Raw genomic sequence first — 24163 nt, forward strand, 5'->3', positions numbered from 1 at the left:
CGCATAAGATCACCGGCGTGGAACTGGAACTGCGCTCTACGGCCGCCCGAGCCGCCGCCCTCACCTGTGCCCTCGCCCTGCTCGCGGCCGTCGGCGGCTGCGACGGTTCGGGCGTCGACGGCACGCCGGGCCGTGACGGCGTGCGCGACCCGTACTTCCCCAAGCTGGGCAACGGCGGCTACGACGTGGCGCACTACGGCCTGACCCTCGGCTACGACCCCGACTCCCGGCACCTCACAGGCACCGCGGAGATCACCGCACGCGCCACCAAGAACCTCAGCTCCTTCAACCTCGACCTGAAGGGCCTGGACGTCTCCGGCATCACCGTCGAGGGCAAGGCGGCCCGCTTCCAGCGCGCGGGCCACGAGCTGCGGGTCCGTCCTGCCGACGAGCTCGACCGGGGCGAGACGTTCCGCGCGGTCGTGCGCTACTCCGGCACCCCGGAGACCATCACCGACGACGACGGCGCCGAGGAGGGCTGGCTCAAGACGGACGACGGCGCGCTCGCCCTCGGCGAACCGGCCGGCTCGATGGCGTGGTTCCCCGGCAACCACCACCCGAGCGACAAGGCCTCGTACGACATACAGGTCACCGTCCCCAAGGGCCTGAAGGCCGTCTCGAACGGCGAGTTGACCCGCGAGTCGACGAAGAACGGCCGCACCACTTTCGCCTGGCACAGCGCCGAACCCATGGCGAGCTATCTGGCGACCGTCGCCATCGGCGAGTACGAGATGCGGACGTCGACGACGAAGGACGGGCTGCCGGTCATCACGGCCGTCGACCCCTCGCAGGCGAAGGCGAGCAAGAAGGTCCTCGCGAAGATCCCGGACGTCATCGAGTGGTCCGAGTACAACTTCGGCCCCTACCCCTTCTCCTCCACCGGCGCGATCGTCGACCGGGAGGACGACGCGGGCTACGCGCTGGAGACCCAGAACCGCCCCGTCTTCCCCGGCGCCCCCAGCACGGACCTCCTCGTCCACGAGCTCGCCCACCAGTGGTTCGGCAACTCCGTCACGCCCAAGTCGTGGCGCGACATGTGGCTCAACGAGGGCTTCGCGACGTACGCGACGTGGCTGTACGACGAGGACCACGACGGGGACAGCGCCCAGAAGACCTTCGACGCGCTCTACAAGGGCGACTACTACGAGGACAAGGCGGACAACGAAGCGATCTGGGCGTTCCCGCCCGCCAGGCCCACGGACGCCGCGAGCATCTCCGACCCGCCCGTCTACGACCGGGCCGCCATGGTCATCCACAAGATCCGGCAGGCCGTCGGCGACGACGCGTTCTACGACATCGTGCAGGGCTGGACGAAGACGTACCGGCACAAGAACGCGGACACGAACGACTTCACGGAGTACGTCGAGGAGCACGCGGGCGGCGACGGGGCACGCGCGAGGGTGAGCCGGATCTGGGGGGACTGGCTGTACGGGGACGGGAAGCCGGATCGGCCGTGAACGCGGGGGTCAGAGCCGCTTGCGCAGGACGGCGCACGGGCGGTGCCGCGCGCGGTCCTCGCGGTGCCCGATGACGAGGTAGCCGAGCGCGGTCCAGAAGCGGAGCGCCTTCGGGTTGTTCTCCAGGACCGCGAGGCGCACGGCGTCACGCCCCGCCGCCCGGAACCGGTCCTCGACGAGCGCCGCCAACTCCCGCCCCACCCGGGTGCGATGCAGGCCTGCGTCGACCATGAGGAGCCCGATCCACGGGTCGGGGTCGGTGGGGTCCGGGTGGCGGGCGAGCGTGAGGGCGACACCGACGAGACGGCCGCGGGAGCGTGCGAGCAGCACCTCGGCGTCCGGGTGCGCGAGTTCGTCCGCGAGGGCCTTGGCGACCTGCTCGACGCGGATGTCGTCGGGGTCGGGGAAGTCGCCGCTGAGCGCGAAGAACGCGCGGTTCGACGCGTAGAGCCCGGTGACCTCGGTGAGGAGGTGACCGGGCAGCGCGCCGTCGACGGCGACGAGCGGTTCGAGGATCATGCGGGGCAGGCTATGGCTTGGGGGCGGCGGGGTCCGCGAGGTCCGTGTGAGCCGCGCGTTGCTTGCGCAAGGTGCGCCATTCGCTGACGGCGCCCCAGGCGGCGCAGCCGAACGCCCCCACGTAGGCGGCGGCCCAGCCCGACGACCGGTCGTGCGCGTCGAGCAGGCTGTCGACGGTGAGGACGCCGAAGAGCACGGACGAGGCCAGGGCGGCGTAGAACTTCTGGCGCGTGACGCGCTGTTGCCTGCGCGGGCCTTCGGAGAGGCGCAGGGCGTAGATCTCCGCGTCGCCGAAGACGTGCTCGGCGCGGCCGTCTCCGGTGGCCGCTTCCTCCGCGGCCGCGGCGAGATGCTGGCGCACCTCCTCCACGTGGGCGCGCGCCTCGGCGGTCTTCATGCCGTGCCGCCCGCGCAGCAGCCCGTCCAGACGCGCGAGCCACTGCTCGTCGTCCAGGCCGCCCGCCGGGCGGGCGGGCGTGAACCAACGATCGATCCTCTCCTCCGGGAGCAGGAACGCGGCGACGGCCAACGGCACGCCTGCCAGCATCAGGACCGGCGCGGGCACGCGGAACAGCCGCTCGTCGGAGAGCGTGTTGGCGAGGCCGACGGCGCCCACGAGCGCGGCCGCCGCCCCCGCGAGGAACCACCACATGCCGCGGAACAGCCCGGCGGCACGCGCGACGAAGGCGACGCATCCCGCGCCGACGGCCAGGCCGATCCCCGTGAGCCCCGCGACCGAGGACCAGTTCACCCCGACCCACAGACCGTCCTGGATCCAGACGAGACCGAAGACGGCGAACAGCAGGAACCCCATGGAGCCGAGGGCGGCACCGAGCCGCTCGGCGGGCCGCAGTCCACGCGTGTCGATCTTGGCCCGGTACGTCTCGCCGACCCGCTCGGTGGCGACGCTCCGGGCGTACGCGGCGGGGTCCCCGAACACCTCACGGGCAGGCTCGCCGGCCTCCTCGACGAGCTGACGGGCCTCGGCGAGCACCTCCTCGGCGAACCCGACGGGCACGTCCTCGTCGAGGGCGAGCCTCAGCAGCACGGTGTCGGCCCAGTCCTCGTCCTCCTTGCGCGCCCAGGTGATCTCGGGTGCTGCGGGTGACTTGCTCATGTGCTTCCCCCTCGGCCGGGCAGGAGCGAGGCGACGGTACGGGAGAAGTCCCCCCATGCGGCCTGGTCACGCCGCAGTCGCGCCCGCCCCTCCTCGGTGATCCGGTAGTACTTCCGCCCTGGTCCGCCGTCGCCCGCCCCCCACTCGACCTCGACGGCGCCTTCCTCTTCGAGGCGCGTGAGGGCGGGGTAGAGGGTCGCGGGCTTCACGCCGTCGAGCCCCGCGTCGCCGAGCCGGCTGAGCAGGGCGTACCCGTAGCTCTTCGGCTCGCCGTCGAGGATCCCGAGCAGACAGAGGGGGAGCGCGGCGCGGGTCCAGGCGGTGGGTGGGGTGGCCACGGCTTCCCCTCCTTGGTGTGTAGGTCCTGTCTTCAGCTTCGCGGACTATTCAAGTATCCAGAATAGTCGGGGTTCTGTAAATCCCCGTCCCACCGCCGTCCCGCCGAATCTCGAACCAGACGTTCTTGCCCTTGCCGCGCGGATGAGCGGCGGGCCCCACGCCCCAGTCGTCGGCAAGGGCCTGTACGAGCAGCAATCCACGCCCGTGCTCGCTGTCCCGGGAGACGTCGAGCGCGGCGAGCGGTTCGGCGGCGGCGTGATCGTCGTACACGACGACGCGCACGCCGTCGTGCAGAACCACGGTCTCCAGGTCGATGGTCGGTGAGCCGGTGTGCGTCACGGCGTCGGTCACGAAGGAGCGGATCCGGCGCCTTGCGGTGTTCTACTCGTGCGACGACGTGAAGCTGGTCGATGCGCTGTGCGTCATCGCGGGGGAGTCGCGCGGGCAGGGCTGGTGGGATGAGTACAGGGGTGTGCTGCCACCGGATTTCCTGAACATCGCGGAGTTGGAGCACCACGCGACGTGTCTACGCAGTGTTCAGACACTGAATGTGCCAGGTGTTCTCCAGACCGAGGAGTACGTGCGAGCGCTGCACGGCAGCAGCGCTTCCACGTTTCCCGCTGCGGAAGTCGAAGCACGCGTGGAGTTCCGGATGAGGCGCCGGAGGATCTTCGAACGGGACGATCCGCCGCCGTTCAAGGCGATCGTGCACGAGGCGGCGTTGCGTATGCGCTTCGGCGGCCGAGAGGTCGCCAGGGGGCAGTTGGAGTACTTGCTGGAGGCTTCGGAGTGGCCGACGGTGACGGTCCGGGTCATCCCGTTCACCAACGAGGGCTTCATCGAGGTGACCAGCCCCCTGCTGTACGCGGGAGGCGTCGTGCCGCAGTTGGATACCGCGCAGATCGACAGCCCGGTGGGGGGTCTTTTCATCGGTGCAGCCGCTGAACTCGCGAAGTACAGAAGGCTTCTGGACTCGGCCGAGCAGTCCTCGTTGTCCGAGAGGGAGTCCCGCCATCTCATCCGCCGCATCGTACGAGAACTGTGAGAGGTCCCGACATGCCTGACACGCAGTGGCAGAAGTCGTCCTTTTCGGGTGCGGACGGTCCGAACTGCGTCGAACTGGCCAGAGTCAACGGACACCTCCTCCTCCGCGAGAGCGACGACCCGGACACGGTGATAGCCACCACGCCCGCGAGCCTGAACGCCTTGACCCGCTGGCAGAGGACCCGCCGCCCCGACGGCAGTCGCTGAGCTACGCCAGGAGATCGCGCTGACTTGGTGCTGACCTCTCCCGATCACGGAGATTTATGCGACAACGCCAATATTGTCGTGCCCGCATAGACGACGGTGGCGCCCTCTCCGTACGGTCGTGGAGACGCCCCATGGGGGGCGCGGGACAGGGAGTTTCACCATGGCTCGTGAGGAACTGACCCGGCTTACCGGAAACGGGAACGGCGAGTGCGGCAAGGACGACTGCCCGAACGTCTACCGCACCGCGTCCGGCTCCATCGTCGTGCAGGGCGACGTGTCCAAGGCGTTCCGACCCCCAGCGGGGGAAGGGCTTGTTGAGATCCCCGAGGACGTTCTGAGGGAGGCTGTCCGTGCTCTTGGCTGGTGATGAGTGGGCCGCGCGCTTCGAGGAATTCCAGCGGGAGGCGTGGCGCCTCGAGACCCTGCCGCAGTACCTCATGCCGCAGGAAGCGGAGGAACTCCAGGCGTTCCGTGACGGCGTACGCATCGATCCCTCGTCGGTCCACAACGAGTACACGGACCGACTCCGTCGGCAGGCAGCGGAGGGGCGCGTTCAAGGGCGCGTCCACGTCGTCACTCGCCCTCTGTCGCAGTATCTGCGGTTCGAGTTCTCCCAGTACTACCGGCCGCACCTCTTGGCCGGGGAGCAGATCCGCATTCTCGACGTGACCGGCCGACCCAACCCTCTTGAAGGGGTTCAAGACTTCTGGATGTTCGATCGATCGGAAGTCGTGCTCATGAACTATGAGCCGGACGGGAAGCAGATCAACCGCGAGGTATTCGGGGGCGGCGACGTGTCCCAGTTCATCGAGTACCAGCGCATTGCGGTAGCTGAGTCTCTGCCCTTCGAGGAGTACGTGAAGGGCCTTGACCTTTGAGCCTGCGCGGCTAGGTCAGTCCAGGTCGGACCTAGCGGAAGCACTGCGAAGCCTGCGGAAGCGAGCCGGGAGAACCCAGACCTGGCTCGCTCGCCGCTGCAGCATGTCACAAACCAAGGTCAGTAACATTGAGAGCGGGAAACTTACTCCCGCTGTTGTCGACGTCGAACTGATACTGGAAGCGCTTGGGGTCGATGATCCGGCAGCCGCGCAGATCCTGGACTTGGTTCGCACAGCGAATACCGAGTGGCAGGATCATTGGTCTTCACGGCGCCGGGGTCTAGACAAGAAGCAGAACGAGCTGGGCAGGCTTGAAGCAGTTGCCACAGAGTTTCGCTTCTTCCTGCTCTCGGCGATCACAGGTCTTCTGGCTACGCCGGATTACGTGCGTGCCAGTATCGCGGACGTTCCTGGCGACCAGTCCAAGACCATCGCGAAGAAACTGGAACGCCCAAGCGTCCTCTACGACTCATCGAAGTCGTTCACGTTCCTTCTGATGGAACAAGCCGTTCGTTGGCCTCTTTTGCCGCCTCTCGCCATGGCCGTGCAGCTCGACCGACTGGCTTCGGTCTCTCGGATTCCGAATGTTCGGCTCGGGGTCATCCCATTGGCCGGCCGCATTCCAGAAATGCCGCTGAATACCTTCAGGGTCTACGACCGACGACTGGCCACCGTGGAAACCGGAACCGGTGCTTTGATACTTCGGGACCATCGCGACGTGAACGCGTACCGCGAGGACTTCGAGAGGTACGAGTCGTACGCAGTCTTCGGCGACGAGTGCCGGGAACTCCTGAACGAGTGGTCCGTTCTCTTTACCCGACAACGCGAATAACGCTAGAGGCCCCATGCCTGCGGTCCGAGGATATAGCTGTGCCGGAGCAGTACCAGCTCTGAGCCTGCCCCTGTCCCTGACCTCACAGGAAGGCACACCCATGCCCGAAACCGACCTGTACAGCTTGCCTATCGGCGGAGCCACGTTCCTCAAGGCGTGTGGAGGCAACACCCATCCGGACGGCGAGTCCTGCGCCACGCTGGCGAAGATCGGCCCCGACACGTGGGCGATGGGCGACAGCAAGCGGCCCAGTGCGGAGCCGCTGAGGTTCACTACCGCCGAACTGGACGCGGCCGGTATCGACCCGGCCCGATTCACCGTCTCGGCCTGACGGCCGTTCCTGGTGCCCTCCGGCCCCGGCTAGCTCCTCCGAGCGGCGGGGCCGGCTGGGGACTTCTTCCCTTCTTCCTGCATTGAACGGGATGACAGTTGCACCACCTCGGCTACCTGTGGACCGGACCCAAGCAACGGTTCGACGACGAGGCGATGAGACGGCCTCCACACCCTGACCCACCCCCGGCGGACGCCAACCCGGAACTGATCCATCGGCACAGGGAAGTGAAGGCGGAGTTCCCCGTCGCAGACCTCCCGCCTCTCGAAACGGCGTACTGGCTGATCAAGCCAGAGAAACTGATCCGGGGTACCTGGGAGGAGCCGAAGAAGGCGGCGGAATGGCTCGGGGAACGGCTCGTCGAGTACACGGCCCGGTTCGCCTCCGAGTCGGACCGCGACAGCACCCGGCTGGCGCTACTGGTCAACTCCGCTGTCGAACGGCTCGGTCGGGGCGGGGACGTATCGCACGGCTTCTATCTCGAACGGCCCTCGTTCCTGTCTGTGGCCCTGGTGTGCTGCTCCCCGAATCGCGCAATGCCGGACCTTGCGGGGGGCTTGGTGCCGTTCCAAGAGTGCGTGGACAAGCCGTACGAGGTGCGCTTGACCGTGGCCATCCACGCGGGCAGCAAGGCTGCGCGGCTCGACTGGCTGTCACACCCGGGGTGCCGCTCGTTGAAGCCATGGCCGACGCGCTGCAAGGAGAGGCCGCATGACCGAAGCGCCCGCATGGACCGACGCCGCTCGTGCCCTCGCCGACAAGGTGACCGCGAACGCACCCGAATGGCACGAAGCCGTCAGCCGTACGCCCCGCCACCAGCTCGTCCCGCGGTGGTGGCAGCGAATCCCGAACAGTCCAGCGCAGGAATGGAAGTTGGTGTGCCGGAAGGGCGACCCCACCTCGTCCAGCACCCTGCCGGGACTCATCGTGTCCATGGCCCACCGACTCGATGTGAAGCCGGGGCAGCGTGTGCTCGATGTGGGTACTGGCTCCGGGTACTCCGCCGGTCTGTTCGCGCGTCGCTTCGGGGACGAGTACGTGACGAGTGTGGATGTGGACCCGTACCTGGTCGAGGCTGCCCGTACCCGTCTCGCCGAGTTCGGGCGAACCCCTCGGTCGGAAGCTGTCGACGCGACGGGGGAACTCGCCGATGCCGAGTACGACCGCATCATGGCGACGGTTTCTGTACGGCCCGTCCCCGCCTCGTGGCTCCGCGCGCTCCGCCCCGAGGGACGAGTCGTCACGACCGTTGCTCGCACCGCCTGGTCTGGCTGCTCGCTGCGGACGGCTCGTGGGCCCGAGCCGAGGGCGGTACGTCGCCCGTGGTGCACCAGGGTGGCCCTCGCCGGCTCTGGAATGCTCTGGAACGTGTTCGCAGGAGGTGGGAGGAGAACGGCAGGTTCCCTCTGCACTCGATGCGCGCGGAACTCTCCCCCGAGGGCAGCCATCTGCTGACGCCTGACGAGTCATGGCGCTTCGCCATCTGAATACCGCCCCGGGCCAGCGGTCGGTGAGCGGGAGTGCGGACGCCGAAGGGCCCCGGCAGCGGTGCTGCCGGGGCCCTTCGAGACGTCAGACGTCGGATCAGACGTTCACGCCGAAGTCCTGGGCGATGCCGACCAGGCCCGAGGCGTAGCCCTGGCCGACCGCGCGGAACTTCCACTCGGCGCCGTTGCGGTACAGCTCGCCGAAGACCATGGCTGTCTCGGTCGCGGCGTCCTCGGAGAGGTCGTAGCGCGCGATCTCCGTGCCGCCGGCCTGGTTGATGATGCGGATGAAGGCGTTCCGCACCTGGCCGAAGTTCTGCGAGCGGTTCTCGGCGTCGTAGATCGAGACCGGGAAGACGATCTTCTCGATGTCGGCCGGGAGGCCTTCGAGGTTCACGTTGATCTGCTCGTCGTCGCCCTCGCCCTGGCCCGTGACGTTGTCACCGGTGTGGACGATGGTCTGGTCCGGCGTCGCCTTGTTGTTGAAGAAGACGAAGTGCTGGTCCGAGAAGACCTTGCCCTGGGTGTTCACCGCGATGGCGGAGGCGTCCAGGTCGAAGTCGGTGCCAGTGGTGGTGCGGACGTCCCAGCCGAGGCCCACGGTGACGGCGGTCAGGCCCGGAGCCTCCTTGGTGAGCGAGACGTTGCCACCCTTGGACAGGCTTACTGCCATTGTTGGGAGTCCCTTCCCTCGTTGCATACGTACGGGCTTCGTACTGGGGACGAAGCTACCGTCACCCCTAAGAACGCGGACCAGGGTCCCCAGGGTTCCGCATCGCTTTACTTTCTTTACCCGTCTCCGCAGAGAAGCGCGAAAAGCGTGTGACGTGAGCCCGACAGACGCGGGACCATGGAGGCATGTCCGGTCCCCATGTCATCCGCGGCTCCGTCTCCCTGCCCGAGGCCGAGCTCATGTGGCGCTTCTCGCGGTCGTCAGGGCCGGGCGGGCAGCACGTGAACACCAGTGACTCCCAGGTCGAGCTGCGCTTCGACCTCGCGAACACGGACGCGCTGCCCGAGGTGTGGAAGCGGCGTGCCCTCGAACGGCTCGGGCCGCGGCTCGTCGACGGGGTCATCGCCGTACGCGCGAGCGAGCACCGGTCGCAGTGGCGGAACCGGGAGATGGCGGCGACTCGGCTCGCCTCTCTCCTCGCCGAGGCGACCGCACCGCCGCCCAAGCCGCGGCGCGCGACGAAGATTCCTCGCGGCATCAACGAGCGGCGTCTGCGGAACAAGAAGCAGCGCAGTGAGACCAAGCGGGGGCGCTCGGGGCGGGGCTGGGGCTGACTTCTCCGCGCCCCTGACGGGGCGCGCCCCCCTAGCCCAGGGCGCGGTAGCGGCCGCGGAAGTAGGTGAGGGGGCCGGCCTCGCCGCCCGGTGCGGACGCCGTCAGGACGCGGCCGATGACCAGCGTGTGGTCGCCCGCCGCCACCGTCTGCTCCGTGCGGCACTCCAGCGTCGCGAGCGCGCCGCCCACCATCGGCGCGCCGGACGCCGCACCGCGTACGTAGGGAAGGTCCTCGAAGAGCAGGCGGTCGCTGATGCGGCCCTTCATCGCGAAGCGGCCCGCGATGTGGCGCTGGCTCTCGGCGAGCACCGACACCGCCCACAGCGGCTGCTCGGCCAGCAGGTCGTCCATCCGGGAGCCCTCGCGCAGGCTCACCATGACCAGGGGCGGGTCGAGGGAGACCGAGAGGAAGGCCGTGGCCGTCATGCCCACGTCCTCGCCCATCGGGGCGGTCGGGTCGTCCGGGTCCAGGCCGGGCTCGCGCGCCGTCACCAGGACCACGCCCGCGGCCAGGCGGGACATCGCCGCGCGGAACTCGTCGTTGCTCACCCCATCAGCATGCCCATCCGATGACGGGGAACCTGGGGCAGGCGGGGCCGGGAGAGTTTTGAGTACGTGAGCCACATCGTCGACGCTAGCCCGTGCGTGTCACCCGAAACATCGGGCTCTGGGCCCAGAGGGGTCCTAGGACCGGAGGCGGGCGGAAGGGAGGCGGTAGTGGCACGGAGTGCCGTGACCTGCGGTGGACTAGTCCAAGGGACTGGACCAACGGCGGGTGCTCACCTGTGACTTGAGTCACAGGACCCATATTTTGTTGACCCTGTGTACCGAGTGAGCTGCTCGCTGTGATTCAGTGACGGTGGCAATAAGACACTGGACGACAGTGAAAGACACTGAGGGCACAAAGGCACAAGGTCGAGGTCGCTGAAGACCGACCGCCAACAGAGGTCCACACCGAAGAACACTGCGGGCGCCGCGCATCCTGGAGTTGCTGTCGAGGTCTCGGGGAGAACGAGCATGGAGACCGAGTCGGAGCCGTACGTCCGTCTTGCGACCCTGCGGCAGCTGCACCAGGTGGTAGCGGAGCTGAACACGGCCCGGAGCCTGGCGGACACGCTGCAGACCGTCGCCGACGGCGTCGTCAACGGCCTTGGCTATGAATTGGCATGCGTCAATCTCGTGCGCCCGGACGGCGACCTCGTCGTCGCCGCCTTCGCGGGCAACCCCTCCGCCGAGGCCCTCATCACCGGACGCGTCGGCTCCCGCGACGCCTGGGAGCGCCGCCTCGCCATGGGCGAGGCCTGGGGAGCGCTGCGCTTCATCTCGTACACCGAGGGCTGGGTCCTCGATGACGATGACGTTCCGCAGTGGTACACCGAGGGGCCCGAGCCCCGCTTCGAGGACGAGTGGCACCCCTCCGACCGCCTCTTCGCGCCCATGTACGCGACCGGCGCCGCCGGCGGCGAACTCCTCGGCGTGATCTCCGTGGACCGGCCGCGCAACGGCCGCAGGCCCGGTGCCTGGGGCCGCGAGGCCCTCCAGATGTACGCGTTCCAGGCCGCCATCGCGATCAGCAACGCCCGCCTCCGCGCCAACATGCAGCGCGCCCTCGTCAGGCTGGAGAGGGAACAGCAGGCACTGCGGGCCAGCGAGGAGTCCTTCCGGCAGGCCTTCGAGTACGCTCCCTCCGGCATGGCCATCGCCGAGATGGGCGGCGACCAGCACGGGCGGATCCTGCGCACCAACGACGCCCTGTGCCGCCTCCTCGGACGCCCCGCCTCCGCCATGCGGCGCTACTCGTTCTCCGACCTCGTCCACCCCGAGGACATCGGGACGCTGCTGCGCACCAGCGCCGAGGGCGGCCGCGCCGAACTGCGGCTCGCGCGCCGCGACGGGACGTACGTGTGGGTGTCGCTGCGCAACTCCGTCGTCGCCGACGCCGCCGACGGGCCCCGCTTCCTCCTCACGCACGTCGAGGACATCGAGGACCGCAAGCGCCGCGAGCTGCAGCTCGCCCACCGGGCCAGCCACGACTCCCTCACCGGACTGCCCAACTCCGCCGAGCTCCGCGCCCGCCTCAGCGCCCGTCTCTGTCGCAGGCCCCACGCGGGCCAGCCCAGCGCGGTGGACTCCCTCGACGCGGCCTATGAACACGGCTTTGACTTCGGGCACACCTCGCACCAGCAGGAAGAGGGCTTCGACCACCACGTCCACACCGTCGCCCCCGAGGGCGGGGACGACGACGTGGACGACGGCACGAAGGGGCTCGCGGTCCTCTTCTGCGACCTCGACGGCTTCAAGTCCATCAACGACCGCTTCGGCCACCACACCGGCGACGCCGTCCTCATCGAGGTCGCCCGCCGCCTCACCAGCGGGGTCCGGGACGGGGACACCGTGGCACGGCTCGGCGGCGACGAGTTCGTCGTCCTCGCCGACGGGCTCGGCCGGGCCGACGCCCAGGACCTCGCCGTCCGGCTGCGGAACGCGATCATCCCGCCGATCCGCGTCGACGGAAGAGCGGTCCGTGTAGGGGCAAGTTTCGGCATCGGATGGGCCCACTGCGGGATGTCCGCCGACGAAGTGTTGCACTCCGCTGACCAGCGGATGTACGTGGAGAAACGGTCCCGTGCCAAACAGCACCGGCGGGCCGGATAGGGCCCTGGATGAGGCCGACGCCACCCCTTGCCCTCCATGGGACCGGGTAGGCTCCCCGCGTCAGCGATGTGAGGGAGTGACCAGGGAATGACGCCCGGCAATAACGGCGAGAACACGCCGAGCGCGCCGCAGGGCGACGACGATCCGTTCGGCTACCTGTACGAGGACGGGCAGGCCGCCGGAGCGACCCCGCCCAGTGGCGGGGGCGGCTACGGGTACCCGGGTCCCCGGTCCTCGTACAACCAGGTCCGCGCGGTCGGCGACCGGCGCCCGGCGTACGGCCAGCAGACCTACGGCGGCCAGCAGGCGTACGGCCAGCAGGTCCCGCACCAGCAGGCCCAGCAGCCCCAGCAGGGCTACGGCCGGCCCAACGCCCACTACACCGCCCCCGAGGCGCAGCCCGGCGGTGCGCCCGTCACGTCGCCGCAGTACGCGCCCGCGGGCGGCGGCGGCCGTGGCCGCGGCCCGAACACCAAGGGTCTGCTGATCGCGGCGGTCGCCGTCGTCGCGGTCGTCGCGCTCGGCATCGGCGCCGCGCTGATCACCGGCAACGACGACGACAAGGGCAAGGACGAGGGCGCCGGCAGCACGCCGTCGCAGGCCGAGAGCGTCAAGCCGAGCGACGAGCCGACCAAGAAGCCCGAGAAGAAGGCGGAGCTCCCCGAGACGGACGCGAAGGCCCTCAAGCTGGAGGGCGGCACGACCACGGCGTCCGACGTGAAGGGCGCGAAGGCGGGCGGCGGGGTCTACGTCGCCGGGTTCGACAAGGTCGGCGCGCAGATCACGTGGACGGTCGACGGGATTCCGAAGGCCGGGTCGTACAGCCTCCGCGTGAACTACGGAGTGCCCGGCAAGGACTCCAACGCCACCATCCTCGTCAACGGCAAGAAGCAGACCCGTCCCCTGAACATGAAGAACTTCGCCCACGCGGAGGAAGGGAACTGGGAGAAGGGCTGGACCAACACCTGGGCAGTGGTCCAGCTCACCAAGGGGACCAACACCGTCACGCTCACCTGCGCACAGAGCGACCTGTGCGGGACGACCGGAGCGAACATCGACCAGATGTGGCTCGTCGAGGGAAGCAACGGTTAGCCGCTCGGGCTGCTGACTACTTCAGCAGCCCCAGGAACCCCGCCACCGTCCCGGCCATCGCCTCGCGAGCCGGGGCGAGGTATTTCCGGGGGTCGACGCCCGTCTCGTGGGCGGTGAGATGGGCGCGGACCTCGCCCGTGAACGCCGTGTTGAGGGCCGTGCCCACGTTGATCTTCACCATGCCGGACGTGATCGCCTGACGGATCTCGTCGTCCGGTACGCCACTTGAGCCGTGCAGGACGAGGGGGACCGGCACGGCGGTCGCGAGGGCGGCGATCAACTCGTGGTCCAGGGACGCCGTGCGCTCCGTCATCGCGTGCGAGGAGCCCACCGCCACCGCGAGGGCGTCCACGCCCGTCTCCGCGACGTACGCGACCGCCTCCGCCGGATCCGTCCGCACACCCGGCGCGTGCGCGTCCAGCGGCGCCTCACCCTCCTTGCCGCCCACCTCGCCGAGCTCCGCCTCGACCCAGATGCCGCGCTCGTGGCCCCAACGGACCGCGTCCGCCGTCGCCTTCACGTTCTCGCCGTACGACAGCTTCGACGCGTCGAACATCACCGAGCTGAAGCCCTCCGGGTGCGCGGCGCGCAGCAGTTCGGGGTCCGTGACGTGGTCCAGGTGGAGCGAGAGCGGGGCGGATGACGCGCGGGCCACCGCCGCCGTCGCCGCCGCGATCGCGGAGAGGCGGCCGCCGTGGAACTTCACCGCGTTCTCCGATATCTGCAGGATCGCGGGCGCTCCGGCCCGCTCCGCGCCCAGCGCGACCGCCTCCGCGTGCTCCAGGGTGATGACATTGAACGCGGCGACGCCGTGACCCGCTGCGCGGGCCCCCGAGACGAGCTCGCCGGTGCTGACCAGTGGCACGGTTCTCCCCAGTTGCTCCAGGCCCGGCGCTCCGGGCCGATTGCTGTAGGCGGTGCGGAGGTTCAGGCCGCGGTGACCTGCCCGGTCACCGCGACACGAGGCAACAGATCTCTGTACGTCGAAGGGTCGAACTCGCCCGCCACCGGCGACATCACCGTCGCCGCCGACAGGGCCACGGCGCGCGCCAGGCGGTCCGGCCACGGAAGGTGTTCGGCGAGGCCCGAGAGGAGGCCCGCGACCGCCGAGTCGCCCGCGCCGGTCGGGTTGCCGCGGACCCGCTTCGGGGGGCGGGCGTGCCAGCCGCCGTCCGCGGTGACCGCGAGGAGGCCGTCGGCGCCGAGGGAGGCGACCACGGCGTGGGCGCCCCTGCGGCGGGCGTCGCGGGTGGCCTGTGCGGGCTCGTGGGAGCCGGTGAGCTCGGCGAGTTCGTCCGCGTTGGGCTTCACGATGTCGGGGCGTGCGGCGACGCCCCGGCGCAGCGGCTCCCCGCTCGTGTCGAGCAGGACGGGGACGCGGGCGGCGCGTGCGGACCGTACGAGGAGGGCGTACGCGCCGACGGGGACGCCCGGCGGGAGGCTGCCGCAGAGGGCGACCGCGGCCAGGCCCTCGCGGTGCAGCAACTCCTCGTAGGAGTCCAGGAAAGCGGCCCACTCGGCGGGGGCGACGGCCGGGCCCGGCTCGTTGAGCTGGGTGGTGTCTCCGGTCGCCGCGTCGACGACGGCGAGGGTGCGGCGGGTGGCGCCCGCGACCGGGGCGAGGGCATCCGTCACGCGCGGCTCGGCGGCGAGCCGTTCGTGCAGGATGCGGCCGGTGTCGCCGCCCGCGAAGCCGGTGACGGTGACGTCGTGGCCGAGTGCGGCGAGCACGCGGGCGACGTTCAGGCCCTTGCCGCCCGGGCGTTCGGTCACCTCGGTGACGCGGTGCGAGGCGTGCGGGGTGAGGGCGGGGACGCGGTAGGTGATGTCGAGCGCGGCGTTCAGCGTGACGGTGAGGATCACTCGTACCACCCCCGAAGTGCCTGTTCGTTCGCGCTTGCTGTGGGCCTCGCCAGGGTTCTGATCATGCCAAACAGAAGGCGGTTGGCCCAGGGGTGAGGGCCAACCGCCTTCTGTTCAGGTGGTGTCAGCGGAGAGTGACAGCAGGGTGCCAGAGGGGGCTAAAAGGGATCGACCACCCATTCGCCCTTGCGCATCACGCCCTTGACGTCGAAGGCCGCGTCCAGGACCACCACGTCCGCGTCCTTGCCGGGCTCCAGGGAGCCCACCTTGTCGTACTGCCCGAGGAGCTTCGCCGGGTTGGCGGAGATGGCGCGGACGGTGTCCTCCACGGACAGCCCGTCGACGGTCACGGACCGCTTGAACGCGCGGTCCTGGGTGAGGGTCGAGCCCGCGATCGAGCCGCCCTCGACGAGCCGCGCGACGCTGTCCTTCACCTCCACCTCCAGCGGGCCGAGCATGTAGCGGCCGTCGCCGAAGCCGGCCGCGTCCATCGCGTCGGTGATGAGGGCGACGCGGGCGGCGCCCGCGTGGTGGAAGGCCAGCTCGAACGAGGCCGGGTGGAGGTGGGTGCCGTCGTTGATGAGCTCGACGGTGATCCGCTCGTCCTCCAGGAGCGCGGCGATCGGGCCCGGGACGCGGTGGCCGAGGCCCGGCATGGCGTTGAACAGGTGCGTGGCGACGGTGGCGCCCGCGTCGATCGCCTCGACGGTCTGCTCGTACGTCGCGTCCGTGTGGCCGATGGCCGCGATGACGCCGTGCTCGGCGAGGAGACGTACGGAGTCGATGCCGCCCGGGAGTTCGGTGGCGAGCGTGAACATCCTCGCGTGGCCGCGGGCCGCGTCCATCAGCTTGCGGACGTCGGCGGGGTCGGGATGCCGGAGCAGGTCCTCGCTGTGGGCGCCCTTGCGGCACGGGGAGATGAAAGGGCCCTCGAAGTGGATGCCGGCGAGGTCGCCCTGCTCGGCGAGTTCCGAGAGCAGTCCGGCGCGCTGGGCGAGGAAGTCCATCTCGCCGGTGACCGTGGAGGCGACGACCGTGGTGGTGCCGTGCAGACGGTGGGTGTGGATGCCCTTGAGGACGTCTTCGACGGTGCCCGAGGTGAAGGAGGCGCCGCCGCCGCCGTGGTTGTGGATGTCGACGAAGCCGGGGACCAGCCAGTGGCCGGTGAGGTCGATCGTCTCCGCGTCCGCGGGAGCGCTCCCGCTGATGCGGGTGCCCTCGACGATCACTCGGCCGTTGGTGAGGGTCCCGGTGGGCAGTACCACCTGTGCACCGGCGAGAACCTTGCTAGTGGCCATCAGGTGGGTACCTCCGTGGGGTGGGTGGTTGTGGTGGGGGAGGAGCTCTTCGCGGGCTGTCCGTCGACCAGGTCCCAGGCCAGCAGGCCCGCTCCCAGGCATCCCGCCGTGTCGCCCAGCGCCGCCGGGACGATCTCCGGCAGCGTCTGGAACTGGACCACGCGCGCCGCGACGGCGGCCCGCAGCGGCGTGAACAACGTTTCCCCCGCCTCGGCCAGGCCGCCACCGATGATCAGGGTGTGCGGGTCCAGCAGAGTGAGGGCGGTGAGCAGGCCGTCGGCCAGGGCGTCCACGGCGTTCCGCCAGACCTCCTCGGCCCTCGGGTCGCCGGACTCCACGGCCTTCGCGCAGTCCGCGGCGTCCGCCTCGGGGTCGCCGCTCGCCTCGGCCCACGCCTTGCTGACCGCGGACGCGGAGGCGAGGCGCTCCAGGCAGCCGCGCTGGCCGCAGCCGCAGGGCGGGCCGCCCGGGCGCACGACGATGTGGCCGATCTCGCCCGCCGAGCCGTGCGCGCCGGGTTCGATGGCGCCGCCGATGCCGATGGCGCCCGCGATGCCGGTGCCCAGCGGGACGAACAGGAAGCGGTCCGCGCCCTTGCCCGCGCCGATGCGGCCCTCGGCCAGGCCGCCCGTGCGGACGTCGTGGCCCAGGGCCACGGGGACGCCTTCCAGGCGGGTGCTGAGGAGGTCCCTGAGGGGGACGTCGCTCCAGCCGAGGTTGGCCGCGTACACGGCTATGCCGCGGTCGGCGTCGACGATGCCGGGGACGGCCACTCCTGCCGCTGCCGCGGGCTCGCCGTAGTGGGCGATGCCGTGGGCGCGCAGGTCCGCGGCGAAGTCGAGGATGGACTCCACTACCGCGTCGGCGCCGCGGGTGCGGCCGGTGGGGCGGCGGGCCTCGTGCAGCAGGGTGCCGTCCGCCCCTACCAGGGCGGCCTTCATTCCGGTGCCGCCCACATCGAGGGCGATGACGTGTCTCACGGGAACAGTCTCGCTCGTCACCCGTGAGAGGTCTAGTCCACTTCGGGGGTCCGTGTCGGGACGGAGGTCCTTTTCGGGGGGCGTGTCCGTTTGGCCGAGGGGGCGCCCGCACGGCCGCGGGCGCCCCCTGCCGGGCTCAGCTCAGGATCACGCTGCGCGTGAGGTTGCGGGGGTGGTCCGGGTCGTAGCCCCGGGATTCCGCCAGGGCCACCGCGAGGCGCTGCGCGCGGATGAGGTCGGCCAGCGGGTCGACCTCCTGGCGGGCGACCAGTTCGCCGCCGACGCGGGCCACGTCCTCCGCGAGGCCGTCCGGCAGCATGCCGAACATCCAGGCCACCCGGCCGGGGCCGGTGATGGAGATGGGGCCGTGGCGGTACTCCATCGCCGGGTAGGACTCCGTCCAGGCGCCCGCCGCCTCCCGCATCTTCAGGGCTGCTTCGAGGGCGAGTCCGTAGGTCCAGCCGCGGCCGAGGAACGTCCACTGTTCCGCGCCGACCACCGACGCGGGCAGCGGCTCCGTCACCGCGAGTTCCGCGTCCACCGCCGCGTCCTGCACCGTTTTCAGGCCGGGGATGTGGCCGAGGCCGGCGCGCAGGAAGGCGAAGGCCGTCGTGGCGAAGCGGGTCTGGACGACCGATTCCTCGTCCGCCCAGTCCAGGACCGCCACGGAGTCCGCCGCGTCCATGACGGGCGTCTTCGGGTCGGCGGTGAGCGCGAGCGTCGGGACCTTGCCCTTGAGAGACGTCAGGAGGTCCAGGACCTCCGTCGTCGTGCCGGAGCGGGTGATCGCCACGACGCGGTCGTACGTGCGGCCCGCCGGGAACTCCGAGGACGCGAACGCGTCCGTCTCGCCGAGGCCCGCCGCCTCGCGCAGCGTCGCGTAGGCGATGGCCATGAACCAGGACGTCCCGCAGCCGGTGACGGCGACCCGCTCACCTGGCCTCGGCAGATCGTCGAAGGCGGCGGCCGCTTCCACCGCCCGGCGCCAGCAGGCGGGCTGGGTGGCTATCTCTTCTGCGGTACGCGACATGCGCCAAGGCTCCTCGTCAGTGCGGTGAATCCGAGCGGTGTATCCGTTGTGCCGTGCATAGCAGTCGTCCGGCGCGGCCTGCAACGCTCAGGGCCCGGCGGACGCCGTTGCACAAGTGAGACTCGGGTGGTGTAGACCTTGTGTCCGGACTCGGGAGAAAATCGCAGTTCGGCAAGGTGCGAACGTTGAAGCAAAGCAAGTAGAAGCAGAGCAATGAGGGTGGGACAGCTGTGCAGCGGCGCGTGACAGGACTGACCGCGGCGGTGGCCGCACTGGGCATGGCGGGCGTGCTCGCCGGCTGCGGCGGTCCCGGCGACTCCGGCGACGTCACCCTCAAGCTGGTGGCCGCCGACTACGGCGACTCCGCGGCGAACAGCTCCAAGAAGTACTGGGACAAGGTCGTCAAGGGGTTCGAGGCCGAGAACCCCGGCATCAAGGTCGACGTCACCGTTCACTCCTGGAACGACGTGGACCGCGAGGTCAAGGAGATGGTCAAGAAGGGCGACGCCCCCGACCTGGCGCAGATCGGCGCGTACGCCGACTACGCCGCGCAGGGCAAGCTCTACGAGGCCGACGAGCTCCTCTCCATCGCCACGCAGGCCGACTTCCTGGCGCCCCTCTCGCGCGCCGGCGAGGTCAACCGCATCCAGTACGGCATGCCGTTCGCCTCCTCCACCCGCCTGCTCTTCTACAACACCAAGCTCTTCAAGGACGCGAACCTGACGCCGCCGCAGAGCTGGAGCGAGCTGCAGTCCGACGCGAAGGCGCTGAAGGCGCGCGGCGTGAAGATCCCGTACGCGCTGCCGCTCGGCCCCGAGGAGGCGCCCGCCGAGACGCTGATGTGGATGCTCAGCGGCGGCGGCGGTTACACCGACAACGTCGGCTCGTACGCCATCGACTCCCCGCAGAACGCCAAGACGTTCGCCTGGCTGCGGGACGAGCTCGTCGGCAAGGGGCTGACCGGCCCGACGGCGCCCGCGAAGATGAACCGCGCGGAGGCGTTCGCGGCGTTCTCGCGCGGCGAGGTCGGCATGCTCAACGGCCACCCGACGCTGATGAAGATGGCGGCCAAGAAGGGCGTGAAGTTCGGCATGGTGCCGGCGCCCGGCGTCAACGGCAAGGCGCAGGCCACGATGGGTGTCGCCGACTGGATGATGGCGTTCAAGCAGAACGGCCACCGCAAGGAGGTCGGCAAGTTCCTGGACTACGCGTACAGCAAGAAGAACGTCCTGGAGTTCTCGAACGAGTACGACATCCTGCCGGTGACGACCTCCGCGTCCGAGGCGATGGCCAAGGACCGCGGTCACACGGAGCTCGGCAAGTTCCTCGAAGAGCTCCCGACGTCCGAGCTGTACCCGGTGGGCAAGACGTCGTGGGCGCAGGTCTCCGCCGACATCAAGAAGGACATCGGCAAGACGGTCGGTGACGGCGGCGACCCGAAGTCGGTGCTCGGCCGGATCCAGAGCCGGGCGATGACCGAGGAGAACGCCGAGTAGCGTGCGGGTATGACCGTTCACGACCCGGACGAGCACGAGCCGGACGAGCCGGACGCCCCTGCAGGAGCTGTCGAGCTCTCCGCCCGCGACCGCGCCGTGCTCGCCCTCGAACGGCGGCAGTGGCCCGGTCCCGGAGCCAAGGAACGGGCCATCCGCGAGGAGCTCGGGATGGTCCCGGTGCGCTACTACCAAATCCTGAACGCCCTTCTCGACGACACCCGCGCGCTCGCCCACGACCCGATTACGGTCAATCGGCTGCGCCGGGTGCGGGAGTCCCGGCGCGACGAGCGCTGACGCGGCTAAGGTCGGGCCCATGGGTGACCCTACGTACTCGCAGTCGGACCGGCCCGAGCCGTCCGGACCGCCCGAGCCCGTGACGCCCGCCGGGCGCGACGGCCTCGCCGCGCTGCTCGCGCGGCCCGAGCGGGCGGTCGTGGCGCTGGACTTCGACGGCACGCTCGCCCCGATCGTCGCCGACCCGGAACAGGCGCGCGCCCACCCGGACGCGGCGCCCGTGCTCGCCGCGCTCGCCCCGCGCCTGCGGTCGGCGGCCGTGGTCACGGGCCGCCCGGCGGGCGTCGCCGTGCGCTACGGCGGGTTCGCGGGCGTGCCGGGCCTGGAGCACCTCGTCGTCCTCGGGCACTACGGCGCCGAGCGCTGGGACGCCGTCACGGGAACGGTGCGCGCCGCCGAGCCGCACCCCGGGGTCGCGGCCGTGCGCGCCGAGCTCCCCGGATTCCTGGACGCGATCGGCGCCTGGCGCGGCACGTGGATAGAGGAGAAGGGGCGGGCCGTCGCGGTGCACACGCGCCGCGCGGAGGACCCGCAGGCCGCCTTCGACGCGCTGCGGGAGCCGCTCGGCGAGCTGGCGCACCGGCACGGCCTGATCGTGGAGCCGGGCCGGCTCGTCCTCGAACTGCGCCCGCCCGGCATGGACAAGGGGGTGGCCCTCGCCGAGTACCTGCGGGAGGTCGGCGCCGAGTCCGTCCTGTACGCGGGCGACGACCTGGGCGACCTGCCCGCCTTCGGCGCCGTGGAGAAGCTCCGCTCGGACGGTGTGGCGGGACTGCTCGTGTGCAGCGGCAGTTCGGAGGTCGCGGAGCTGGCCGGCCGGGCTGATCTGGTGGTGGACGGGCCCGCGGGCGTGGTGCGGCTGCTGTCGTGGATCGGTTCCCAGCTGCACTGACACGCGCTCACCTCGACTGGTCCGCGCCGATGTTGGGCGGGTCCGGTATCGGGTTGCCGAAGTAGTCGTGGGTGGTGCCGTCCGCCGTCGGCGTGCCCGCGCCCCGCGCCGGTGATCCGTCCTTCAGGCGTACGTCCCCGGGGGCGCGCGGCGCGCTGGAGACGAGGCGCGGATCGGCGTTGACGGCCTTCGGGTCGCGGGGCTGCGCGGTGTTCCAGTACAGGTTGCCCTCGTACGTGCTGACGGTGTCCTTGATGGGGGAGCCCGGCCCGGTGGACGCGCCGACGAAGACGTTGTCGCGGAAGGTGACGCCCGTCGGCCCGTTGTTGGAGACGAGGGCCGTGTCGGGGCGGTCGGTGACGACGGTGTTCCGGTAGATCAGCGTGTCCGTGGCCGCCCCGCACACCACCGAGATCACGCCGTACGGGGAGGCCGTGTTCCGGTCGTTGACGCTGATGTTGTCGTGGATCCGGTTGCCGTCGCTGACCTTGCCCTCGCCGTTGCAGACCAGCAGGAAGCCGCCTTCGTTGTCGTGGCTGTAGTTGTAGCGGTAGGTGTTGCGGACGTTGCCGCCGTCGATGTCGTACGCCATCGAGTCGCGTGTCCCGTGTCCGCCGGTCACCTCGTTGTACTGGTAGAGCGCGTCCTCGGACTCCCAGGCCCAGACGCCCGCGTTGTAGCCGCCGGAGCGCGTGTTGAAGCCGTCGACGTGGTTGTGCTCGACGCGCGCCCTGCTCGTCTCGTGGATGACGATGCCGTCGCCGCCCACGTCGTACGCCTTGTTGTGCCGGAACCGCACACCGGTCGAGAACCTGCCGGGGCCGTCCCACGTCGACATGACGCCGATGCCGGTGCGGTCGACGTGACGCACGGTGGAGTTCTCCACGCGGACCCCGTCGAACCGGGTGGGCTTCGCGGTGCCCTGGACGACGAACAGGATGCCGCCGGAGGGGTCGGGGTCCTTGAAGTCGGCGCCGTTCACGTCGTGCACGTCCACACCGTCGACGACGAAGTGGCGGGCGGTGCCGTAGTCGGTGAGCTGGACGTAGAGGCCCGCGCGGCGCCGCGTGGTGGTGGCGGGGCCGGTGTTGGAGAGGTCCAGGTTCCGGATCTCCCACTGCTCGGTGTCGGCCAGGTGGAGGGCCGCGCGGGCGCCGCCGCCCTCGATGTGCGGCTTGCCGGCCCGCTTGCTTCCGTACGCGTCGATGCGCACGGGGGCGCCGGCCGCACCCGCACCTTTGGGAGCCAGCACCCCCGTGCAGCTCGTGCCCCGCTTGAGCAGGAGCCGGTCGCCGGGCCCGAAGGCGTGCCCGCTCGCCTTGGCCACGGTGCGCCAGGCCGTCCCGGTGGAGGTGCCGGGCGCGGAGTCGTCGCCCGCGGCGCAGTCGACGTAGTAGGTGGCGGCCTTGGCGGCCGGGCCGGCGTGGGCGGGGGCGGCGGCGGTCAGTGGGGCCGCCGCCGCTGCCAGGACCACGGCTGCCACGATGCTCGTGCGACGCGGAGTCATGCCGTGGACCGTAGTGACGGGCCCCGCGCCGGGCCCATGGACAAACGGAAGGGGTGCTTGGACTGCCCGCCGTCAGCCGGTGGAACCGCCCGCCGTCAGCCCGTGAGCGCCCGCAGCTGGTCCAGGAACCACTGCGCGGGCGGCAGCGCGGTCGCCGCCGCCGCGAGGCGCTTGGTGCGTTCGGCGCGCTCGTCCCACGGCATGAGCAGCGCCGTGTGCAGCGCGTCCGCCGTGGCCGTCACGTCGTACGGGTTCACGGAGAGCGCGTCCTCGCCGAGCTCCTCGTGGGCGCCCGCCTCCCGCGAGAGGACCAGCGCGCACCCGTCGTCGGAGACCACGGGGACCTCCTTGGCGACGAGGTTCATGCCGTCGCGGATGGGGTTGACCAGGGCCACGTCCGCCATGCGGTAGGCGGCGAGCGAGCGCGCGAAGTCGTCCTTGACGTGCAGGACCACCGGGGTCCAGCCGTCCGTCCCGTACGTCGAGTTGATCTCCGCGGCGAGACGGGAGACCTCCTCCGTGTAGTCGCGGTAGACCGCCAGGTCCTGCCGGGAGGGATAGGCGAACGCGACGTGCACGACGCGCTCGCGCCACTCGGGGCGGGTCTCCAGGAGTTCCCGGTAGGCCAGCAGGCCGCGCACGATGTTCTTGGACAGCTCGGTGCGGTCCACCCGCACGATCAGCTTGCGGGCCTCGCCGTCCTGTTCGCCCGTCTGCTCCCGCAGCGCCCGCATCCGCTCCTCGACGTCGTCCCGCCGCGACCGCTCCCGCAGGAAGTCCGCGTCGGCGCCGAGCCCGTGCACCCCGATGCGGGTGCCCGACGTGCCGCCCACGACCCGCACGCAGCAGTCGGTGAACGCGTCGGCCCACCGCCCGGTGAGGAAGCCGAGCCGGTCCGCGCCGAGCATGCCGCGCAGCACCTGCTCGGCGACGTCGTCCGGCAGCATCCGGAAGTAGTCGGCGGGCGCCCACGGGGTGTGCGAGAAGTGGCCGATGCGCAGGTCGTCGCGGAGCTCGCGCAGCATGCCGGGCACCAGCGTCAGGTGGTAGTCCTGCACCAGGACGGCCGCCCCCGGCGCCGCCTCCCGGGCCAGCGCCTCGGCGAACGCCCGGTTGTACGTCTCGTACGCCGCCCACTGTGCGCGGAACTCCGGCCCGAAGGCCGGTTCCAGGGGCGTCTGGTAGAGCATGTGGTGGACGAACCACAGCACCGAGTTCGCGATGCCGTTGTACGCGTCGGCGTGGACGCGCGCGTCGATGTCGAGCATCCGCACGCCGGGCTCCCCGACGCCGCGCCGCACGGCCTCGCGGTCGCCCTCGTTGAGCGCCGCGCACACCCACAGGGCGTCGGCCTCGTCGCCGATCGCGCTGAGTCCCGAGACGAGCCCGCCGCCGCCGCGCTTCGCGGTCAGCTCACCGTCCTCTCCGACGGTGTAGGAGACGGGGCCGCGGTTGGACGCGACGAGGACCTGCGCTGCTGACGGTGCGGACTCGGAGACCATGTGGCAAAACGTAGCCCGTCCCGTAAACCCTCAAACGTACGGCGGCCGGACTCCC

Annotated in this window: 27 protein-coding genes and 1 pseudogene; 15 read left to right on the top strand and 13 right to left on the bottom strand. The window is 70.5% G+C overall.

The features are described 5' to 3' along the window. Positions 1-17 precede the first annotated feature (17 nt). Positions 18-1457, top strand: a complete 1440-nt coding sequence (locus DEJ48_RS21530) for a M1 family metallopeptidase (RefSeq protein ID WP_411757471.1) — start codon at positions 18-20, stop codon at positions 1455-1457. A 9-nt stretch (positions 1458-1466) separates the two neighbouring features. Here the strand turns inward: DEJ48_RS21530 and DEJ48_RS21535 are convergent, their stop codons facing one another. From DEJ48_RS21535 to DEJ48_RS40395, 4 genes are read right to left on the bottom strand one after another with little or no spacing between them, the layout of a single operon-like run. After that, entirely contained in the window at positions 1467-1976 is a 510-nt protein-coding gene (locus DEJ48_RS21535; RefSeq protein WP_150217741.1) for a GNAT family N-acetyltransferase, read from the bottom strand. Positions 1977-1986: 10 nt separating this feature from the next. Then, positions 1987-3093 carry a hypothetical protein gene (locus DEJ48_RS39790; RefSeq protein WP_190537515.1) on the bottom strand — a complete coding sequence of 369 codons (1107 nt, stop codon included), beginning with the start codon at positions 3091-3093 and terminating at the stop codon, positions 1987-1989. Next, on the bottom strand, positions 3090-3431 hold the full coding sequence (locus DEJ48_RS21540) for a PadR family transcriptional regulator (protein ID WP_150217742.1): 342 nt from the start codon (positions 3429-3431) through the stop codon (positions 3090-3092). The genes DEJ48_RS39790 and DEJ48_RS21540 overlap by 4 nt, the downstream gene beginning before the upstream one ends. A 49-nt stretch (positions 3432-3480) precedes the next feature. After that, positions 3481-3783, bottom strand: coding sequence for an ATP-binding protein (locus tag DEJ48_RS40395; protein ID WP_223832137.1), 303 nt, complete (start codon positions 3781-3783; stop codon positions 3481-3483). Between DEJ48_RS40395 and DEJ48_RS21550 the strand changes: the two genes are divergently transcribed. From DEJ48_RS21550 to DEJ48_RS21585, 8 genes and pseudogenes are all read left to right on the top strand, one after another. Further along, positions 3761-4477, top strand: coding sequence for a DUF5753 domain-containing protein (locus tag DEJ48_RS21550; RefSeq protein ID WP_223832138.1), 717 nt, complete (start codon positions 3761-3763; stop codon positions 4475-4477). The genes DEJ48_RS40395 and DEJ48_RS21550 overlap by 23 nt on opposite strands. Before the next feature lie 11 nt (positions 4478-4488). Further along, entirely contained in the window at positions 4489-4683 is a 195-nt protein-coding gene (locus DEJ48_RS21555) for a DUF397 domain-containing protein (protein ID WP_150217744.1), read from the top strand. Between the two features lie 160 nt (positions 4684-4843). Continuing rightward, positions 4844-5050, top strand: a complete 207-nt coding sequence (locus DEJ48_RS21560; RefSeq protein ID WP_150217745.1) for a hypothetical protein — start codon at positions 4844-4846, stop codon at positions 5048-5050. Further along, positions 5034-5561, top strand: coding sequence for a DUF6879 family protein (locus DEJ48_RS21565; RefSeq protein WP_150217746.1), 528 nt, complete (start codon positions 5034-5036; stop codon positions 5559-5561). Before DEJ48_RS21560 ends, DEJ48_RS21565 begins: the two co-directional genes overlap by 17 nt. Further along, complete coding sequence (locus DEJ48_RS21570) at positions 5551-6393, top strand: helix-turn-helix domain-containing protein (protein ID WP_150217747.1); 843 nt, start codon at positions 5551-5553, stop codon at positions 6391-6393. Before DEJ48_RS21565 ends, DEJ48_RS21570 begins: the two co-directional genes overlap by 11 nt. Positions 6394-6493: 100 nt before the next feature. Next, positions 6494-6724 (top strand): DUF397 domain-containing protein, encoded by a 231-nt coding sequence (locus DEJ48_RS21575; protein WP_150217748.1) that lies wholly within the window; start codon positions 6494-6496, stop codon positions 6722-6724. Positions 6725-6822: 98 nt separating this feature from the next. After that, positions 6823-7272 (top strand): annotated as a pseudogene (locus DEJ48_RS40400) (hypothetical protein); the annotation flags it as partial. A gap of 163 nt (positions 7273-7435) precedes the next feature. Continuing rightward, positions 7436-8179 carry a methyltransferase domain-containing protein gene (locus tag DEJ48_RS21585; RefSeq protein ID WP_223832139.1) on the top strand — a complete coding sequence of 248 codons (744 nt, stop codon included), beginning with the start codon at positions 7436-7438 and terminating at the stop codon, positions 8177-8179. Between the two features lie 129 nt (positions 8180-8308). On the opposite strand, the gene DEJ48_RS21590 is transcribed toward DEJ48_RS21585, so the two are convergent. Next, positions 8309-8884, bottom strand: a complete 576-nt coding sequence (locus DEJ48_RS21590; protein ID WP_125513572.1) for a TerD family protein — start codon at positions 8882-8884, stop codon at positions 8309-8311. Between the two features lie 185 nt (positions 8885-9069). Here DEJ48_RS21590 and arfB point away from each other — a divergent pair, with 185 nt between their 5' ends. Further along, a complete protein-coding gene (gene arfB, locus DEJ48_RS21595) occupies positions 9070-9498 on the top strand; it encodes an alternative ribosome rescue aminoacyl-tRNA hydrolase ArfB (RefSeq protein ID WP_150217749.1) in 429 nt (142 codons plus the stop codon). A gap of 31 nt (positions 9499-9529) precedes the next feature. Here the strand turns inward: arfB and DEJ48_RS21600 are convergent, their stop codons facing one another. Beyond that, on the bottom strand, positions 9530-10021 hold the full coding sequence (locus DEJ48_RS21600) for a flavin reductase family protein (protein ID WP_150221296.1): 492 nt from the start codon (positions 10019-10021) through the stop codon (positions 9530-9532). A gap of 495 nt (positions 10022-10516) precedes the next feature. On the opposite strand from DEJ48_RS21600, the gene cdgB reads away from it, so the two are divergent. Both cdgB and DEJ48_RS21610 read left to right on the top strand, forming a co-directional pair. Beyond that, positions 10517-12154, top strand: coding sequence for a diguanylate cyclase CdgB (gene cdgB, locus DEJ48_RS21605; RefSeq protein WP_150217750.1), 1638 nt, complete (start codon positions 10517-10519; stop codon positions 12152-12154). 87 nt (positions 12155-12241) lie between these two features. Next, a complete protein-coding gene (locus DEJ48_RS21610; RefSeq protein ID WP_150217751.1) occupies positions 12242-13246 on the top strand; it encodes a carbohydrate-binding protein in 1005 nt (334 codons plus the stop codon). A gap of 16 nt (positions 13247-13262) precedes the next feature. Here DEJ48_RS21610 and DEJ48_RS21615 read toward each other — a convergent pair whose 3' ends face one another. The 5 genes from DEJ48_RS21615 to DEJ48_RS21635 form a co-directional block, all read right to left on the bottom strand. Further along, positions 13263-14111, bottom strand: coding sequence for a ketose-bisphosphate aldolase (locus DEJ48_RS21615; protein ID WP_150217752.1), 849 nt, complete (start codon positions 14109-14111; stop codon positions 13263-13265). Between the two features lie 62 nt (positions 14112-14173). Then, entirely contained in the window at positions 14174-15109 is a 936-nt protein-coding gene (locus tag DEJ48_RS21620) for a 1-phosphofructokinase family hexose kinase (protein ID WP_150217753.1), read from the bottom strand. 158 nt (positions 15110-15267) lie between these two features. After that, positions 15268-16407, bottom strand: coding sequence for an N-acetylglucosamine-6-phosphate deacetylase (gene nagA / locus DEJ48_RS21625; RefSeq protein WP_150217754.1), 1140 nt, complete (start codon positions 16405-16407; stop codon positions 15268-15270). Continuing rightward, on the bottom strand, positions 16407-17387 hold the full coding sequence (locus DEJ48_RS21630) for an ROK family protein (RefSeq protein WP_150217755.1): 981 nt from the start codon (positions 17385-17387) through the stop codon (positions 16407-16409). The genes nagA and DEJ48_RS21630 overlap by 1 nt, the downstream gene beginning before the upstream one ends. A gap of 136 nt (positions 17388-17523) precedes the next feature. Continuing rightward, a complete protein-coding gene (locus DEJ48_RS21635) occupies positions 17524-18417 on the bottom strand; it encodes an SIS domain-containing protein (RefSeq protein ID WP_150217756.1) in 894 nt (297 codons plus the stop codon). A gap of 278 nt (positions 18418-18695) precedes the next feature. Between DEJ48_RS21635 and DEJ48_RS21640 the strand changes: the two genes are divergently transcribed. Genes DEJ48_RS21640 through otsB form a run of 3 tightly spaced genes read left to right on the top strand, consistent with a single transcriptional unit; the run spans position 18696 to position 21099 of the window. Next, a complete protein-coding gene (locus DEJ48_RS21640) occupies positions 18696-19913 on the top strand; it encodes an ABC transporter substrate-binding protein (protein ID WP_150221297.1) in 1218 nt (405 codons plus the stop codon). A 9-nt stretch (positions 19914-19922) separates the two neighbouring features. Continuing rightward, entirely contained in the window at positions 19923-20207 is a 285-nt protein-coding gene (locus DEJ48_RS21645; RefSeq protein WP_150217757.1) for a DUF3263 domain-containing protein, read from the top strand. A 19-nt stretch (positions 20208-20226) separates the two neighbouring features. Beyond that, positions 20227-21099, top strand: coding sequence for a trehalose-phosphatase (otsB, locus tag DEJ48_RS21650; protein ID WP_150217758.1), 873 nt, complete (start codon positions 20227-20229; stop codon positions 21097-21099). Positions 21100-21106: 7 nt separating this feature from the next. On the opposite strand, the gene DEJ48_RS21655 is transcribed toward otsB, so the two are convergent. Beyond that, complete coding sequence (locus tag DEJ48_RS21655; protein ID WP_150217759.1) at positions 21107-22606, bottom strand: right-handed parallel beta-helix repeat-containing protein; 1500 nt, start codon at positions 22604-22606, stop codon at positions 21107-21109. A 95-nt stretch (positions 22607-22701) separates the two neighbouring features. Further along, entirely contained in the window at positions 22702-24108 is a 1407-nt protein-coding gene (locus DEJ48_RS21660) for a trehalose-6-phosphate synthase (RefSeq protein ID WP_150217760.1), read from the bottom strand. Positions 24109-24163: the final 55 nt, after the last annotated feature.

This window comes from Streptomyces venezuelae, assembly GCF_008642315.1.
Lineage (GTDB): Bacteria > Actinomycetota > Actinomycetes > Streptomycetales > Streptomycetaceae > Streptomyces > Streptomyces venezuelae_D.

Coding starts and splice junctions, on each gene's coding strand:
- DEJ48_RS21590 (WP_125513572.1), bottom strand. CDS start 8,884: ATGGCAGTAAGCCTGTCCAAGGGTGGCAACGTCTCGCTCACCAAGGAG.
- DEJ48_RS39790 (WP_190537515.1), bottom strand. CDS start 3,093: ATGAGCAAGTCACCCGCAGCACCCGAGATCACCTGGGCGCGCAAGGAG.
- DEJ48_RS21645 (WP_150217757.1), top strand. CDS start 19,923: ATGACCGTTCACGACCCGGACGAGCACGAGCCGGACGAGCCGGACGCC.
- DEJ48_RS21535 (WP_150217741.1), bottom strand. CDS start 1,976: ATGATCCTCGAACCGCTCGTCGCCGTCGACGGCGCGCTGCCCGGTCAC.
- DEJ48_RS21655 (WP_150217759.1), bottom strand. CDS start 22,606: ATGACTCCGCGTCGCACGAGCATCGTGGCAGCCGTGGTCCTGGCAGCG.
- DEJ48_RS21555 (WP_150217744.1), top strand. CDS start 4,489: ATGCCTGACACGCAGTGGCAGAAGTCGTCCTTTTCGGGTGCGGACGGT.
- DEJ48_RS21640 (WP_150221297.1), top strand. CDS start 18,696: ATGGCGGGCGTGCTCGCCGGCTGCGGCGGTCCCGGCGACTCCGGCGAC.
- otsB (WP_150217758.1), top strand. CDS start 20,227: ATGGGTGACCCTACGTACTCGCAGTCGGACCGGCCCGAGCCGTCCGGA.
- nagA (WP_150217754.1), bottom strand. CDS start 16,407: ATGGCCACTAGCAAGGTTCTCGCCGGTGCACAGGTGGTACTGCCCACC.
- arfB (WP_150217749.1), top strand. CDS start 9,070: ATGTCCGGTCCCCATGTCATCCGCGGCTCCGTCTCCCTGCCCGAGGCC.
- DEJ48_RS21635 (WP_150217756.1), bottom strand. CDS start 18,417: ATGTCGCGTACCGCAGAAGAGATAGCCACCCAGCCCGCCTGCTGGCGC.
- DEJ48_RS21610 (WP_150217751.1), top strand. CDS start 12,242: ATGACGCCCGGCAATAACGGCGAGAACACGCCGAGCGCGCCGCAGGGC.
- DEJ48_RS21560 (WP_150217745.1), top strand. CDS start 4,844: ATGGCTCGTGAGGAACTGACCCGGCTTACCGGAAACGGGAACGGCGAG.
- DEJ48_RS21660 (WP_150217760.1), bottom strand. CDS start 24,108: ATGGTCTCCGAGTCCGCACCGTCAGCAGCGCAGGTCCTCGTCGCGTCC.
- cdgB (WP_150217750.1), top strand. CDS start 10,517: ATGGAGACCGAGTCGGAGCCGTACGTCCGTCTTGCGACCCTGCGGCAG.
- DEJ48_RS21585 (WP_223832139.1), top strand. CDS start 7,436: ATGACCGAAGCGCCCGCATGGACCGACGCCGCTCGTGCCCTCGCCGAC.
- DEJ48_RS21575 (WP_150217748.1), top strand. CDS start 6,494: ATGCCCGAAACCGACCTGTACAGCTTGCCTATCGGCGGAGCCACGTTC.
- DEJ48_RS21600 (WP_150221296.1), bottom strand. CDS start 10,021: ATGTCCCGCCTGGCCGCGGGCGTGGTCCTGGTGACGGCGCGCGAGCCC.